Origin of the sequence: Comamonas sp. GCA5 (assembly GCF_036541385.1) — a bacterium.
GTDB lineage: Bacteria > Pseudomonadota > Gammaproteobacteria > Burkholderiales > Burkholderiaceae_C > Comamonas > Comamonas aquatica.
Genome location: NZ_JAZHFR010000087.1, coordinates 1 through 14709, shown reverse-complemented (window position 1 = coordinate 14709; position 14709 = coordinate 1). Strand labels below are relative to the sequence as shown.

The 14709-nt window shown below is 64.7% G+C and carries 15 protein-coding genes and 2 pseudogenes; 11 read left to right on the top strand and 6 right to left on the bottom strand.

The window, feature by feature from the left end:
* Nucleotides 1-73: 73 nt before the first annotated feature.
* The 7 genes and pseudogenes from SJH88_RS16030 to SJH88_RS16000 form a co-directional block, all read left to right on the top strand.
* Nucleotides 74-586: pseudogene (locus SJH88_RS16030) on the top strand (ATP-binding cassette domain-containing protein); the annotation flags it as partial.
* 44 nt (nt 587-630) lie between these two features.
* A pseudogene (locus SJH88_RS16025) lies at nt 631-837 on the top strand (hypothetical protein); the annotation flags it as partial.
* Nucleotides 838-927: 90 nt separating this feature from the next.
* Nucleotides 928-1146 (top strand): hypothetical protein, encoded by a 219-nt coding sequence (locus SJH88_RS16020; protein ID WP_274755064.1) that lies wholly within the window; start codon nt 928-930, stop codon nt 1144-1146.
* A gap of 18 nt (nt 1147-1164) precedes the next feature.
* Nucleotides 1165-2751, top strand: a complete 1587-nt coding sequence (locus SJH88_RS16015) for a cytochrome ubiquinol oxidase subunit I (RefSeq protein ID WP_274755063.1) — start codon at nt 1165-1167, stop codon at nt 2749-2751.
* A gap of 15 nt (nt 2752-2766) precedes the next feature.
* Nucleotides 2767-3918: a cytochrome d ubiquinol oxidase subunit II gene (cydB, locus tag SJH88_RS16010; protein WP_274755062.1), complete on the top strand. Its 1152-nt coding sequence runs from the start codon at nt 2767-2769 to the stop codon at nt 3916-3918.
* A gap of 120 nt (nt 3919-4038) precedes the next feature.
* A complete protein-coding gene (cydX, locus tag SJH88_RS16005) occupies nt 4039-4176 on the top strand; it encodes a cytochrome bd-I oxidase subunit CydX (protein WP_234686620.1) in 138 nt (45 codons plus the stop codon).
* 137 nt (nt 4177-4313) lie between these two features.
* The gene (locus SJH88_RS16000; protein ID WP_274755061.1) at nt 4314-5219 is read left to right on the top strand and encodes a DUF3014 domain-containing protein; all 906 of its coding nucleotides are present in this window, start codon (nt 4314-4316) and stop codon (nt 5217-5219) included.
* A 69-nt stretch (nt 5220-5288) separates the two neighbouring features.
* Here SJH88_RS16000 and SJH88_RS15995 read toward each other — a convergent pair whose 3' ends face one another.
* The 6 genes from SJH88_RS15995 to SJH88_RS15970 form a co-directional block, all read right to left on the bottom strand.
* On the bottom strand, nt 5289-5903 hold the full coding sequence (locus SJH88_RS15995) for a GbsR/MarR family transcriptional regulator (protein ID WP_274755060.1): 615 nt from the start codon (nt 5901-5903) through the stop codon (nt 5289-5291).
* 143 nt (nt 5904-6046) lie between these two features.
* Nucleotides 6047-6460 (bottom strand): nucleoside diphosphate kinase regulator, encoded by a 414-nt coding sequence (gene rnk / locus SJH88_RS15990; RefSeq protein WP_043387161.1) that lies wholly within the window; start codon nt 6458-6460, stop codon nt 6047-6049.
* Nucleotides 6461-6675: 215 nt separating this feature from the next.
* Nucleotides 6676-8010: a phosphoglucosamine mutase gene (gene glmM / locus SJH88_RS15985; RefSeq protein WP_260673860.1), complete on the bottom strand. Its 1335-nt coding sequence runs from the start codon at nt 8008-8010 to the stop codon at nt 6676-6678.
* A gap of 17 nt (nt 8011-8027) precedes the next feature.
* Nucleotides 8028-8870 carry a dihydropteroate synthase gene (folP, locus tag SJH88_RS15980; protein WP_274755066.1) on the bottom strand — a complete coding sequence of 281 codons (843 nt, stop codon included), beginning with the start codon at nt 8868-8870 and terminating at the stop codon, nt 8028-8030.
* A gap of 75 nt (nt 8871-8945) precedes the next feature.
* Nucleotides 8946-10871, bottom strand: a complete 1926-nt coding sequence (gene ftsH, locus SJH88_RS15975) for an ATP-dependent zinc metalloprotease FtsH (RefSeq protein WP_042415728.1) — start codon at nt 10869-10871, stop codon at nt 8946-8948.
* A gap of 171 nt (nt 10872-11042) precedes the next feature.
* The gene (locus tag SJH88_RS15970) at nt 11043-11696 is read right to left on the bottom strand and encodes an RlmE family RNA methyltransferase (RefSeq protein ID WP_045267123.1); all 654 of its coding nucleotides are present in this window, start codon (nt 11694-11696) and stop codon (nt 11043-11045) included.
* A 32-nt stretch (nt 11697-11728) separates the two neighbouring features.
* Between SJH88_RS15970 and SJH88_RS15965 the strand changes: the two genes are divergently transcribed.
* From SJH88_RS15965 to SJH88_RS15950, 4 genes are all read left to right on the top strand, one after another.
* A complete protein-coding gene (locus SJH88_RS15965; protein ID WP_043387171.1) occupies nt 11729-12196 on the top strand; it encodes a YhbY family RNA-binding protein in 468 nt (155 codons plus the stop codon).
* Nucleotides 12197-12214: 18 nt separating this feature from the next.
* The gene (locus tag SJH88_RS15960) at nt 12215-12964 is read left to right on the top strand and encodes a glycosyl transferase (RefSeq protein ID WP_042415722.1); all 750 of its coding nucleotides are present in this window, start codon (nt 12215-12217) and stop codon (nt 12962-12964) included.
* Between the two features lie 79 nt (nt 12965-13043).
* Nucleotides 13044-13286, top strand: coding sequence for a VF530 family protein (locus SJH88_RS15955; protein ID WP_270148291.1), 243 nt, complete (start codon nt 13044-13046; stop codon nt 13284-13286).
* 538 nt (nt 13287-13824) lie between these two features.
* On the top strand, nt 13825-14622 hold the full coding sequence (locus SJH88_RS15950; RefSeq protein WP_274755059.1) for a GGDEF domain-containing protein: 798 nt from the start codon (nt 13825-13827) through the stop codon (nt 14620-14622).
* Nucleotides 14623-14709: the final 87 nt, after the last annotated feature.

Genomic DNA, 14709 nt, shown 5'->3' with positions numbered 1-14709 from the left:
CGCCGTGCGGCCGCCCTGGAGCGCCTGCGCCACCCAGGCCGTGGACCTGGTGGCCGGCCAGACCGAGCTGTTGATGGCCGGCCGCCTGCCAGCGCAATGTGCCCGCCTGGCGGCCACGGAGCGCAGCGTGGCCCAGGCCGACCGCCAGCTCAACCGCCTGGAAGCCCGGGCCAGCATGGCCTTTGGCATGGCCAGCACGCTGACCCTGGTGGGCGTGCTGCTGGCGGTGGGTTGGCTGGTCGAGCAGGGCGTGGTGGGGGCGCCGGGGGCGGCCCTGGCCCTGCTGGTGGCCCTGGCCGCGATGGAGCCTTTCGCCGCCTTGCGCCGTGGCGCGGTGGAAGCCGGTCGTACCTGGTTGTCCATCCAACGGCTGGCACCGCAGGTGGTGCAAGCGCCTGCAGCTATCGAAATCAAAGTGACTGAACCACCGCCAGGCTGTGCCGTGCGGCTGCAGCAGGCGGCGGCCCAGCACCGCGGCAGCCCGCACCGGGCGCTGGCGGCCGTGGATCTGCAGATTCCCGTGGGCACCCAGGTGGCGCTGATCGGCGCCAGCGGCGCCGGCAAGAGCACGCTGCTGTCGCTGATCGCCGGCGAGCTGCCCGCCGTGCACGGCCAGGTGCTGGCCCAGCCCTGCACCTGGCTGACCCAGCGCACCGAGCTGTTCCAGGACAGCCTGCGCGACAACCTGCGCCTGGCCCAGCCGGGCGCAGCGATGCCCAGCTGTGGCAGGCGCTGGAGGATGCCGGCCTGGCCGCCGATGTGCGTGCCCTGCCCGAGGGGCTGGACACGCGCCTGGGTGAAGGTGGGCTGGGCCTGTCCGGCGGGCAGGCCCGCCGCCTGGCACTGGCGCGGCTGCTGCTGCACCCTGCCGCGTGCTGGCTGCTGGATGAGCCCACCGAAGGATTGGATGCCGCCACGGCCCGGGACGTGCTGCAACGCCTGCGCCAGCAGATGCACGGGCACACCGTGATCGTGGCGACCCACTGGCGCAGAGAGGCCGAAACAGCGGACCGTCTGCTCTGGGTGGAGGGGGGCCGCCTGCTGGCAGAGGCCCGGCGCGGCACGACGGATTTCGACAAGCTGCTGGGCCGGCTGCGCGAGGACGCAGCGGTGGTGGCAGCACCTGCAACGGCCAAGGGTTTTTAAGAGAGAAAGGACTTCCCCATGGACCTCGACATCGTCGACCTATCGCGATTGCAATTCGCGGTAACGGCGCTCTACCACTTCCTGTTCGTACCGCTGACCATTGGCCTGGCGGTGCTCGTGGCCATCATGGAAACCGTCTACGTGATGACCGGGCGCACCATCTGGCGCGACATGACCAAGTTCTGGGGTGTGCTGTTCGGTATCAACTTCGCCATGGGTGTGGCGACCGGCGTGGTGATGGAGTTCCAGTTCGGCATGAACTGGAGCTACTACAGCCACTATGTGGGCGACATCTTCGGCGCGCCGCTGGCGATCGAGGGCCTGATGGCCTTCTTCCTGGAAGCCACCTTTGTCGGCCTGTTCTTCTTCGGCTGGGACCGCATGACCAAGGTGCAGCACCTGGTGGCCACCTGGCTGGTGGCCATCGGCTCCAACTTCTCGGCGCTGTGGATCCTGATCGCCAATGGCTGGATGCAGAACCCTGTGGGCGCCGCGTTCAACCCGCAGACCATGCGCATGGAAGTGACTGACTTCTTTGCCGTGCTCACCAACCCCGTGGCCCAGGCCAAGTTCGTGCACACCGTGTCGGCCGGCTACACCGTGGCGGCGATCTTTGTGCTGGGCATCTCGGCCTGGTACCTGCTCAAGGGCCGCCATGTGGCCCTGGCCAAGCGCTCGATGACCGTGGCGGCCTCGTTCGGCCTGGCGGCGTCGCTGTCGGTGGTGGTGCTGGGGGACGAAAGTGGCTACCTGTCGTCGGAGCACCAGAAGATGAAGCTGGCCGCGATCGAAGCCATGTGGGACACCGAACCCGCGCCGGCCGCCTTCACGGCCGTGGGCATCCCGGACACGGCGGCGCGCGAGACACACTACGCCGTGCACATCCCCTGGGTGATGGGCCTGATCGGCACCCGCTCGCTGGACACGCAGATCCCCGGCATCAACGACCTGGTGGCGCGTGCCGAAGAGCGCATCGAATCCGGCATCAAGGCCTATGACGCGCTGCAGACCATCCGCAGCTACAAGAAGCCGTCGGAAGTGCCGCAGAGCGCCGTGGACACGTTCGAGGAGCATGGCGCCAACATGGGCTATGCCCTGCTGCTGATGCGCTACACCGACGATCCGCGCCAGGCCACCCGCCTGCAGATCCAGAAGGCCGCGGCGGACACCATTCCGCCCGTAGGCCCGTTGTTCTGGTCCTTCCGCGTGATGGTGGGTCTGGGCATGTTCTTTATCGTGCTGACGGCCACCTTCTTCGTGCTGTCGGCGCGCCACAAGCTGGATGCCTACCCCTGGTTGCTGAAGGTGGCGGTGATGGCCATCCCCCTGCCGTGGATTGCCGCCGAATGCGGCTGGATCGTGGCCGAGCTGGGCCGCCAGCCCTGGATCATTGAAGGCGTGCTGCCCACGGCCATGGCGGTGTCAAACCTGGGCGCCAGCACGGTGCTGATGACGATTGCGCTGTTCGTGGCCATCTACACCGTCATGTTCGTCATCGAAATGGTGCTGATGCGCAAGGCCATCCTGAAGGGGCCGCAGGAGGAGAGTGCCCCCCACCTGAGCAGCTACGCGAAGAAGTTCGCGGATGCCTACAGCGCCAAGTAACCGAGGGAGTCACACATGATCTTGCATGAACTTTTGAGCTATGACGTGCTGCGCGTCATCTGGTGGCTGCTGCTGGGCATCCTGCTGGTGGGCTTTGCCGTGACCGACGGGTTCGACCTGGGCGCCGCCGCGCTGCTGCGCGCCACCGGTAAGACCGATGTCGAGCGCCGCGTGGTGATCAACACCATCGGCCCGGTGTGGGAAGGCAACCAGGTCTGGCTGATCCTGGGCGGGGGCGCCATCTTCGCCGCCTGGCCCCAGCTGTATGCCATCTCCTTCTCGGGCTTCTACCTGGCCATGTTTGCCATCCTGGTGTGCCTGATCCTGCGCCCCGTGGCCTTCAAGTTCCGCAGCAAGCGCGAAAGCACCACCTGGCGCAACACCTGGGACTGGGTGCTGTGCCTGTGCGGTTGGGGTCCCTCGCTGGTGTTTGGCGTGGCCATGGGGAATGTGCTGCTGGGCGTGCCTTTCCGCCTGGCCGATGACATGCGCATCTACTACGACGGCAGCTTCTTCGCGCTGTTCACGCCCTTCACCCTGCTGTGTGGCCTGGTGTCGCTGTGCATGCTGCTGATGCACGGTGCCACCTGGCTGGTCTTCAAGACCGAGGGCGCCGTGCAGGCCCGTGCCGCGCGCTGGGGCATGCTGGCGGCGGTGCTGACCGCCGTGCTGTACGCCGGTGCCGGCGTGTGGCTGACACAGCTGAGCGGCTATGTGCTGACCGAAGCCATGAGCACCACCGGTCCTTCCAACCCGCTGCTGAAGTCGGCCGCGCTGGGGCAGGGCGCCTGGCTGGCCAATTACGCCCAACAGCCACTGCTGTGGATCGTGCCCGGCCTGGGCGTGCTGATGCCCCTGGTGGCCGCCCTGGGCCTGAAGCTGCGCCGGGAATGGCTGGGCCTGCTGGCCAGCGGCCTGGGCATCGCCGGCATCGTGCTGAGCGTGGGCGTGTCCATGTTCCCCTTCATCCTGCCGTCGTCGGTGGACCCGCTGTTCAGCCTGATGGTCTGGGACGCCTCGTCCAGCCACCTGACCCTGTTCATCATGCTGGTGTCCACCATCATCTTCCTGCCCATCATCCTGGCCTATACCAGCTGGGTGTTCCACATCATGCGGGGTAAGGTGAGCCCGGACGAGATTGCGCAGGGCAAGGGCCATGCTTACTAAAAAGTGAGCGGCCAGCGCTTGTCCCATCAAGTTATTTCAAATGTTTCATCTCGAAATGCTCGATGGGCAAGCGCCACGCGCTCTGTTTTTTGAACAATGAATCGCTGAAAGGAAGTTGCTATGTGGTACTTCGCCTGGATTTTGGGACTGCCGCTGGCGGCCGCGTTTGCCGTGCTCAACGCCATGTGGTTTGAGCTGATGGACGATGAGGCCACGCGCAAGGAACTGCTGGCCAAGGCCGGCGCCGCGCGCGACTGACACGCGGGCCCGCACGCTACCACCGCCTTTCCTGGAAGGCGGTTTTTTATGCCCGCCCATGCCCTGGGTAGGCAAGCCGGCCGGGCGCGGTATGGTAGGACACCTGATCATGCACGCAGACAGGAGGACCCCAGGCCATGACGGATCACGACCTCAGACCCCCGCGGCCATCCGCACCCCAGCGTGGCCGCGGCACCCCGCTGGCGGCCACGGCCCTGCTGCTGGCCCTGGCGGCAGGCGGCTGGTACGCCTGGCAGCACACCCAGGCCCCGCACGCCGTGACACCGCCGGCACCAGCACCGGCCGCACCGGAACCCGTTGCCACACCGCAGCCCCCGGCACCAGAGTCCATGGCCGCAGCGGCACCACCCGAAGGGCCACAGCACCCGGTGGCCGCCCCGGCCGACACCGCCGCCAGCCCGGCACCCGATGCCGCAGGCTTTGAGCAAGCCGTCAGCGACTGGCTGGGCCGGCCCCAGGTGCTCAAGTTCGTCGCCTTGCAGGGGCTGGCCCACCACATCGTGGCCACCATCGACAACCTGCCACGCGGCCATGCCGCGCCGCGCCTGTGGCCGCTGTATCCGGTGGGGGGCCGCATGCTGACCCAGCAAGCCGCCGATGGCAGCCTGCAGATCGCGTCCGGCAACAGTGCGCGCTACGACGCCGTGGTCGGCTGGATCGCCAGCGTGGACGTCGCCCATGCGGCGGCGCTGTACCGCCGCTTCTATCCCGTGCTGCAGCAGGCCTACGAGGCGCTCGGCTACCCCGGTCAGTACTTCAACGACCGGCTGGTGGCGGTGATCGACCACCTGCTGCAGGCACCCGAAGTCCAGGGGCCGCTGGCCTTGCGGCTGGTGGAGGTGCAGGGCTCGGTCGCGCCCCAGCAGCCCTGGCTGCGCTATGAATTGGCGGACCCGCAGTGGCAGTCGCTGTCGGCAGGCCACAAGATCCTGCTGCGCCTGGGGCCTGCGCACGCACAGACCCTCAAGACCCAGCTGCGTGCCTTGCGCAGCCAGATTGCCACCGTGCGCCCGGGCGGCTGAGGGCCGTGCCCAGCCCCTCCAAAACAAAGGGCCTGCATGGCAGGCCCTGGGGTGTGGGAGGCGCGGTGGTTATGCGCCTGCGGGTGGCTCGGTCGAGTGCGCGTCCTTGGTGGTCTTGCCCTTGCCCCCGATCAGGCGGTCCTTGAAGTCCAGCACCCGGGTCACGGCCGCACCCATGCCCATGAGCTGCATGGCGGTCTCGGGCTTGAGGCGCTGCACATCGTCGAACCAGGTCATCAGCTTCTCGATCAGTTCGTACATTTCCTGCATGCGCTGCTGGGCATGGCGTTCGTCATCGGACGAGGCCTCTTCCAGCAGGGCCGAGCGCAGCATGGACTGGGTCGGCTCGATCTCGCGGCGGCGGCGCTCTTCGGCCAGGCGGCGGAAGATTTCCCACACGTCCTGCGGTGCTTCGAAGTACTCGCGCCGATCACCGGGGTGGTGGCGCAGGTTGACCAGCCGCCACGATTGAAGCTCCTTCAGCCCCATGCTGACGTTGGAGCGCGAGAACTCCAGGGTTTCCGAAATTTCCTCCGCATTCAGCGCACGCGGCGACAGGTAGAGCAACGCGTAGATTTGCCCGACGGTGCGGTTGATGCCCCAACGGCTGCCCATCTCGCCAAAGTGCGAGACGAATTGCCGGTTCAGTGGAGGAAGTGGGGGTGTCTGTGTCATGGCGGACATTGTGCCTAGGAATGGATGCTTTTCAGCATTGTCTGAATTCACAGGCCCGGCAAGGATGGGTAATTCCCAGTGCCGCCGCCTTGTGCTTCGGTGTTTCGCTAGGCAGCGCGTGCGTTGCGCGGTGTGTCCAGCGTCTGGCCGGCTCAGCGGTGCAGTTCGCCAGCGCTTTCAGGCTGGTAGGTGATGGCATCCACGCGGACGGTCACGGGCTTGCCGGCCGGACTGGGCAACTCGAACACATCCCCTTCACGCAGGCCCAGCAGGGCCGTGCCCACGGGCGCAAACACCGAGACCTTGTCCGGGCTGCCATCGGCTTCCTTGGGGTAGACCAGGGTCAGGGTCTGGCTCTTGTCGCTTTCCAGCAGGGTGAAGCGGACGGTGGAGTTCATCGTGACCACATTCGCGGGCATTTCGTGCGGCTCCAGCACGTCCGCGCGGTTGAGTTCGGCCTCCAGGGCTTGCAGGCCCGCGAAGTTGCTGGGCAGCTTTTCCATCAGGGTTTCGAGGCGGTCCATGTCCAATGCAGACAGGGTGATAGCAGGCTTGGTGGTGGCCATGAGGTGCTTCCTAGCGGATGTGTGGAACAAACCGTGTGTCAAAGGTCAGACGCCTACACGGAGAAAGGCCCGGGCAACAGGGTTGTCCGGGCCATAGGGCTGCACAAAAATGGTGCGTTGCGTCGATTGTGGCCGCTTGCCAGATAAATGCAAGCAATCCGCACCCAGCTGGTGCGGATCTGGATGCGGGGCCAGCCCCGCGCTGCCATCGTGGGTCAACCCGCCCGGGCGGCGTCGGCCAACTGCTGGGCGCAGTGGCGGGCCTGGGCGGCATCGCGCGCCTCCACCATCACGCGCAGCAGCGGCTCGGTGCCACTGGCGCGGATCAGCACGCGGCCGCTGTCGCCCAACTGCTGTTCGATGGCCGCTTGCGTCTGGGCCAGCTGGGTATTGCTCTTCCAGTCCTGGCCCGGGGCCAGGCGCACGTTGATCAGCTCCTGCGGGAACAGCGTCAGCTCCTGCAGCTGCTGTGCCAAGGTCTTGCCGCTGCGCACGCAGCTTTGCAGCACTTGCAGTGCGGAAACCAGTCCGTCACCTGTGGTGTGCTTGTCCAGGGCCAGCAGGTGGCCGGAGCCCTCGCCACCGATCTGCCAGCCCTTGTCGTTCAGGGCTTCTAGCACGTAGCGGTCGCCCACCTTGGCGCGCACAAACTCGATGCCGCGCTGCTTGAGGGCCACCTCCACGGCCATGTTGGTCATCAAGGTGCCCACGGCACCCTGGACCTGCATGCCGCGCTGCACGCGGTCCTGCACCATCAGGTACATCAGCTCGTCGCCGTTGTACAGGCGGCCGGTCTGGTCAACCATCAGCAGGCGGTCGGCATCGCCATCCAGCGCCACGCCATAGTGGGCGTGGTTGGCGCGCACCGCGAGTGTCAGCGCTTCGGGGTGGGTGGCGCCGACATCGTGGTTGATGTTCAGACCATCCGGCTGGCAACCAATCGCAATGACCTCGGCCCCCAGTTCATGGAACACCTTGGGGGCGATGTGGTATGCCGCGCCGTGGGCGGCATCGACCACAATCCGCAGCCCGTGCAGGGACAGGTGGTTGTCGAAGGTGCTCTTGCAAAACTCGATGTAGCGGCCTGCGGCGTCATCCAGGCGCTTGGTCTTGCCCAGCGCGGCCGAGTCGACCCATTGCGGGGCTTCGTCCAGGGCGGTCTCGACGGCTTCTTCCCATGCATCGTCCAGCTTGGTGCCCTGGGCACTGAAGAACTTGATGCCGTTGTCGTAAAACGGATTGTGGCTGGCGCTGATGACCACGCCCAGGCTGGCGCGCTGGGTGCGCGTCAGGTAGGCAACGCCGGGGGTGGGCAGGGGGCCCAGCAAGGTGACATCCACGCCGGCGGCGTTGAAGCCCGCTTCCATGGCGGCTTCGAGCATGTAGCCCGAGATGCGGGTGTCCTTGCCGATCAGCACGGAGGGGCGCTCCTGGGTGCGCTTGAGCACCCGCCCCACGGCATGTGCCAGGCGGAGTGCGAAATCCGGGGTGATGGGCGACTGGCCCACTTTGCCGCGGATGCCATCGGTGCCGAAATAGGTGCGTGCCATGCATGTTGTCCTTGGTTTTATGCGGAGGTGGCGGGTGGTTGCATGGCTTGCCAGACGGACAAGGCGGCCCGGGTCTCCGCCACATCGTGGACCCGGACTACCCGTGCGCCGCGCTCGACGGCCAGCAGCGCCGCAGCGACGCTGGGGACCATGCGTTGCTCGACCGGAAGGCCACTGACCGTGCCCAGGGAGCCCTTGCGCGACCAACCTGCCAAAAGCGGGAAGTCTAGTTCCAGCAGCTCGTGCTGGCGCGCAAGCAGTGCAAAATTTTGTGCCACGCTCTTGCCAAAACCAATCCCGTAGTCCCAGACGATGCGGTTGCGCTGCACCCCGCGCTGTAGCAGCGACTGGGTTGCGTGCAGCAGTAAATCACGCACCTGCGGCACCGGGTCACCGACCATGTGGTCCAGGTGCATGTTCTGGGGCGTCTGGTGCATGTGCATCAGGCAGACCCCACAGCTGGGGTGGCGGGCCACCACGTCCTGGGCGCCGGGTTGCCTCAGGCCCCAGATGTCGTTGACGATGTCCGCACCAGCGTCCAGCACGGCTTGCATCACGGCGGGCTTGTAGGTGTCCACGGAAATCGGGACCCCGAGCTTGACGGCTTGCTGCACCACAGGCAGGACGCGGCGCATCTCCTCGTCCTGTGGCACGGCTGGGGAGCCCGGGCGTGTCGATTCGCCGCCGATGTCCAGGATGTCGGCGCCGTCACGAATCAGCTTTTCCGCGTGGCGCACGGCCGCCAGATCCCGGTGCCGGCCCCCGTCGGAAAAGGAGTCCGGGGTGTTGTTGACAATGCCCATGATCAGCGGGCGTTGCAGGTCCAGTAGAAAGCGTGAGGTTTGCCAATGCATGGGCAGGCTCCCAAAGAATCGCGCCAGGAGGCGGCCAAAAGAAAACGGGGCGCGAAGGCCCCGTTGCTGTGCTGTGTCCGCTTAAGCCGCAGTCGGTGATGGGTCGGCGTCCACAGCGGGTGTGCCGCCCCCGGACGAATTGCCATCATCACTGGACTTGGGCGTGCGGGGGACCCAGTCCTTGGGAGGGCGGGGATCCTTGCCGGCAAAAATGTCATCCAGCTGTTCGGTGTCGATGGTTTCCCATTCGAGCATGGCCTTGGCCATGGCGTGCATCTTGTCGCTGTTGTCTTCGATCAGCTTGCGCGCCAGGTTGTACTGCTCGTCAATGATGCGGCGCACTTCATCGTCCACCTTCTGCATGGTGGCCTCCGAAAGGTTGGCGCCCTTGCTGAAGCTGCGCCCCAGGAAGGGCTCACCATCCTGTTCGGAATAGACCATGGTGCCCAGGGCGTCGCTCATGCCGTAGCGCGTCACCATGTCGCGCGCGATCTGGGTCGCACGCTCGAAGTCGTTCGAGGCGCCGGTGGTCATCTGGTTCATGAACACCTCTTCGGCGATGCGGCCCCCAAACAGCATGGCGATCTGGTTCAGCATGTACTCCTTATCGTAGGAGTAGCGGTCCTTCTCGGGCAGGCTCATGGTCACGCCCAATGCACGGCCACGCGGGATGATGGTGACCTTGTGCACGGGATCGCACTTGGGCAGCAGGCGGCCGATCAGGGCGTGACCGGCTTCGTGGTAGGCCGTGTTGCGTCGCTCTTCCTCGGGCATGACCATGGACTTGCGCTCGGGGCCCATGATGATCTTGTCTTTGGCCTTCTCGAAGTCCTGCATCTCCACGGTGCGGGCGTTGCGGCGCGCAGCCATCAGGGCGGCTTCGTTGCACAGGTTGGCCAGGTCGGCGCCAGACATGCCGGGCGTGCCGCGGGCAATCACGGACGGATTCACGTCCTGGCCCACGGGGATCTTGCGCATGTGCACGTTCAGAATCTGTTCGCGGCCACGAATGTCGGGCAGCGTCACATAGACCTGACGGTCGAAGCGGCCGGGGCGCAGCAGGGCGGCGTCCAGGATGTCGGGACGGTTGGTGGCCGCCACGACGATCACGCCGAGGTTGGTTTCAAAACCATCCATCTCGACCAGCATCTGGTTCAGCGTCTGCTCGCGTTCGTCATTGCCGCCGCCCATGCCGGCACCGCGCTGGCGACCCACGGCATCGATTTCGTCGATGAAGATGATGCAGGGGGCATTCTTCTTGGCGTTCTCGAACATGTCGCGCACACGGGCTGCGCCCACGCCGACGAACATTTCCACGAAGTCGGAGCCGGAAATCGAGAAGAAGGGGACCTTGGCCTCGCCGGCAATCGACTTGGCCAGCAAGGTCTTGCCGGTACCGGGCGGGCCGACCAGCAGCAGACCACGGGGGATGCGGCCACCCAGCTTCTGGAATTTGTTGGGGTCCTTCAGGAAGTCGACGACTTCCTTGACTTCTTCCTTGGCTTCATCGCAGCCGGCCACGTCGGCAAAGGTGACGGTGTTGTTGTTCTCGTCCAGCATGCGCGCCTTGGACTTGCCGAAGCTGAACGCACCACCCTTGCCGCCGCCCTGCATCTGGCGCATGAAGTACACCCACACGCCAATCAGCAGCAGCATGGGTCCCCAGCTGATCAGCAGACTCATCAGCAATGAGCCTTCTTCGCGGGGTTTGACGTCGAACTTGACATCGTTGGCAATCAGATCACCAACCAGACCGCGGTCCAGGTAGGTGGCCGTCGTGCGAATGCGACGATCGTCGGTGGTCAAGGCAACGATCTCGGTACCGCCCTGACCTTCCTGAATGGTTGCACTCTTGATGCGGTTGTTGCGCACCTCAGAGAGGAATTCCGAATAGCCGATGTGGTTTGCACCAGTGCTGCTGCGGTTATCAAATTGCTTGAAAACCGTAAACAACACCATGGCAATGACCAGCCAGACGGCAATTTTTGAAAACCACTGATTGTTCAAGCGGGGCTCCAAGGAAAAAAGGAGAAATACAGTCACACATGGACGCTATGCATCCATGTGCGACCCATTTTAGGTCTTTCAAGCGGCAGGGCCGAACCCTTATTCCCGCCAAGGCAATAGGAAACTGGGGTTTTCCGCTGTGCGTTGGGTCAACCCCGGTGTTCCCGGTTTTTATTTCAGGCCCATGCCGATCAGGAAAGTCTCGGACGATTTGTCGCGCGAGGACTTGGGCTTGAGGGTCTTGACGACCTTGAAATGCTCACGGAACAGCTTGACCAGATCGTCGTAGCCCGGGCCGTGGAAGACCTTGGCCACCAGGGCGCCTTCGGGGCGCAGGTGGTGGCTGGCAAAGTCCACGGCCAGCTCGATCAGGTGCTCCACCCGGGCACCATCGGTGGTGCTGTTGCCCGACAGGTTGGGGGCCATGTCGGAGACCACCACGTCGACAGGGCGGCCCTGGACGACGGTTTCCAGCTGGGTGAGCACGGACTCTTCACGGAAGTCGCCCTGGATGTAGTGCACGCCCTCGATGGGCTCCATGGGCAGCAGGTCCAGCGAGATGATGGTGCCGTTCAGCGTGCCGGCGGCAGCCCCGGCGGGCGACATCTTGCGCCGCACATACTGGCTCCAGGCGCCGGGCGTGCAGCCCAGGTCCACCACGATCTGCCCGGGGCGGATCAGTTTGAAGGTTTCGTCGATTTCCTTGAGTTTGTAGGCCGCACGGGCGCGGTAGCCGTCCTTTTGGGCAGCTTGCACATAAGGGTCGTTCAGGTGGGCATTCAGCCAATTCTTGTTGACCTTCTTGCTTTTCGTTTTGGTATTCATCGCAAATTTCTTCCAGCCTCGATAATACGGGCATGCCCCAAATTGAATTAACTCCCGCGGAGCGCCGGGAACACCGCGCCAACGCCCACCATCTGGACCCCGTGGTCATGATCGGTGGTGACGGCTTGACACCCGCCGTCCAGAAGGAAGTTGACGCCGCCCTGAATGCCCATGGCCTGATCAAGGTGCGTGTGTTCGGCGACGACCGTGCCGCGCGCGAACAGGTCTACCTGCAACTGTGCGACGAACTCAACGCCGCTCCCATCCAACACATCGGCAAGCTGCTGGTCCTGTGGCGCCCCATTCCCGACAAGGAAAAGGCGCTGGACGAAGACCGCAAGGCCGGCCCCCGCGACATCAAGTTGCTGAAGTTCGGCCGTGCCGGCAGCAAGCCCGAGGTCAAGCAGATCCGCGTGCTGGGCAACCAGCGCCTGACCCAGGGTGGTCTCGTCAAGCGTGCCAAGAAGGCAGGCCCCAAGTCGACCAAAAAAGGCCACTAAGCCTTGCCGCGCACCAGCATGAGCACAACCACCTCCACCGCGCCACAGCGCCATATCCTGTGCATGAAGTGGGGCACCAAATACGGGCCGGAATATGTGAACCGCCTGTACGCCATGGTGCGCCGTCATCTCAGTGGTGATTTTCGCTTTGTCTGCCTGACCGACAACGCTGAAGGGATTCGTTCCGAGGTCGAATGCCTGCCCATTCCCTCGCTGGACCTGCCCCCGGGCATCCCCGAGCGTGGCTGGACCAAGCTGACCACGTTCACCAAAGACCTGCACGGCCTGCGCGGAACGGCGCTGTTCCTGGATGTGGACGTGGTCATCACCGGACCTCTGGATGACTTCTTCACCTACCCCGGTGAGTTCCTCATCATCCACGACCACAAGCGTCCGTGGCGCATCACGGGCAACTCGTCGGTGTACCGCTTCGAGCTGGGGGCGCATGCCGACGTGCTGGAGTATTTCCGCGGCCACTTCGAGGACATCCGCAAGCAGTTCCGCAACGAGCAGGCCTACTTGTCGGATGCGATCCACAAGCAAGGCAAGCTCAAGTACTGGCCGGCCGAGTGGTGCCCGAGCTTCAAGTACCACTGCATCCCGACCTGGCCGACCAACTTCTGGAAGCCCACGTTTGTGCCACCGAATGCGCGCATCGTGATCTTCCATGGCGAATGCAACCCGCCCGATGCCTTGGCGGGCCGCCGCAACCGGCGCTTCCGCTACATCCAGCCCGCTACCTGGGTGGCGGAGCACTGGCGCGAGTGATACCTTGCCCGCGATGCGCGAGCAAGCCCCTCCTGGCCCACGGCCGGAGGGGCTTTTTTAACGATTCCATGATCTGGCGATGACTTCCCAAGAACAACCGCGCAACCCTCTGCATGGCCTGACGCTGGAGCGCATGCTCACCGACCTGGTCGACCACTACGGCTGGGCTGAGCTGGGTGCGCGCATTCCCGTGCGCTGCTTCAACCTGGACCCTAGCATCCCGTCCAGCCTGCGCTTTCTGCGCAAGACCCCTTGGGCGCGCGAGAAGGTGGAGCAGCTGTACCTGTACACCTTGCGGCAACACCAGCATGCCCAGCGCTGACCGTGAATCACCCCGCACCCGGTGGTGATGGTGCACCGACGAGCGGGAGACGGGCGTGCCACAACGCGGGCAAGGGCCTGCTGGTATTGACCCCGGCAACAGCAACGCGGCTCAATGTCTGCGTCATGACAGCGTAAACCCCACCCAACCCGGGTGTGGTCTCCGATTGGGTGTCCAGGGTGGTTCGTCTGCCTGAGGGGCTGTGGCAGGCTTTTGCCGAGAGATATATCAACAAAATTGGCGGATAGTGCTTATCCAGACTGCGCAAGCCGCTATGTATTTTTTGCAGCTGGAATCCATGGTCAGCCTCAACCATCTGCCTGCCTGCATATCTGGCGGGTGGTGCCACCGGTTGTACCGCTGGCGCAGGGGGCGATAGGCTGGTGCGGATGAGGCTGGGGAACACCGTGCCTGTGCCCTACATCCAGGCGCAACCCGCAGGGTGTCAGTGCCCACCTCCGTAGTTTCCAGGGCGGTGGCAGCCCTTTCGCGGCGGATGAATCTGAGAGAATTTGCTGTCCCTGCTCTGGCGCTTGTCATGACCGATACCACTTTCTTCACGGCCAGCCAGTACGAAGCCATCTGCGCCAGTCTGCCCGACCCGACCTTCATCCTGACGGAGACGGGGCGCTACGCGGCCATCCTGGGTCGCAAGGACAAGCGCTACTACCACGACGGCAGCTCCCTGGTCGGCAAGTACATCGCCGACGTGCTGGTGGCGTCCAAGGCCGACTGGTTCTTGCAGCAGATCCGGGACACGCTGGCCCGCCAGCAAATGCTGGTGGTCGAGTACGAACTGAGCGCCCACGATGTGCTGGGTCTGCCCACCGACGGACCGGTGGATGCCATCTGGTTCGAAGGCCGGATCACCGCCTTGGACCAGCCTTGCTGCGGCGAGCGCGCCGTCGTCTGGGTGGCCAGCAACATCACCGCCAGCAAGCGGCTGCAGCAGCAACTGCAGCAGCAGGCCATGAACGACGAGCTGACGGGGCTGCACAACCGGCGGCGCTTCATGCAGGTGCTGGAAGAGGCCTATGCCGCCTTCCAGCGGCATGCCACGCCTACGTGGTTGATGAGTTTTGATGTGGACCACTTCAAGGCCATCAACGACGATTTGGGCCACCCGGCGGGCGACCAGGCGCTGCGCGATCTGGCCGGCATGGTGCAACAGGCCGCGGCGGCCGAAGACCTGGTGTGCCGCCTGGGTGGGGATGAGTTCGCCCTGCTGTGCCCCGTGCGCAGCCTGGCAGAGGTCACCGCGCTGGCGCAGCGCCTGCTGCATGGTGGGCGCCAGGTGCTGCAGCCCAGAAGTGGTTCCAGTTTTTTGAACAGCTAGCTAAGCGAGATCTTTCCCCGTAAAAATGACCTGACAACAGGCCGAACCTGGAGAGATCTATGACCATCAAATCCCGACGCAAGCACA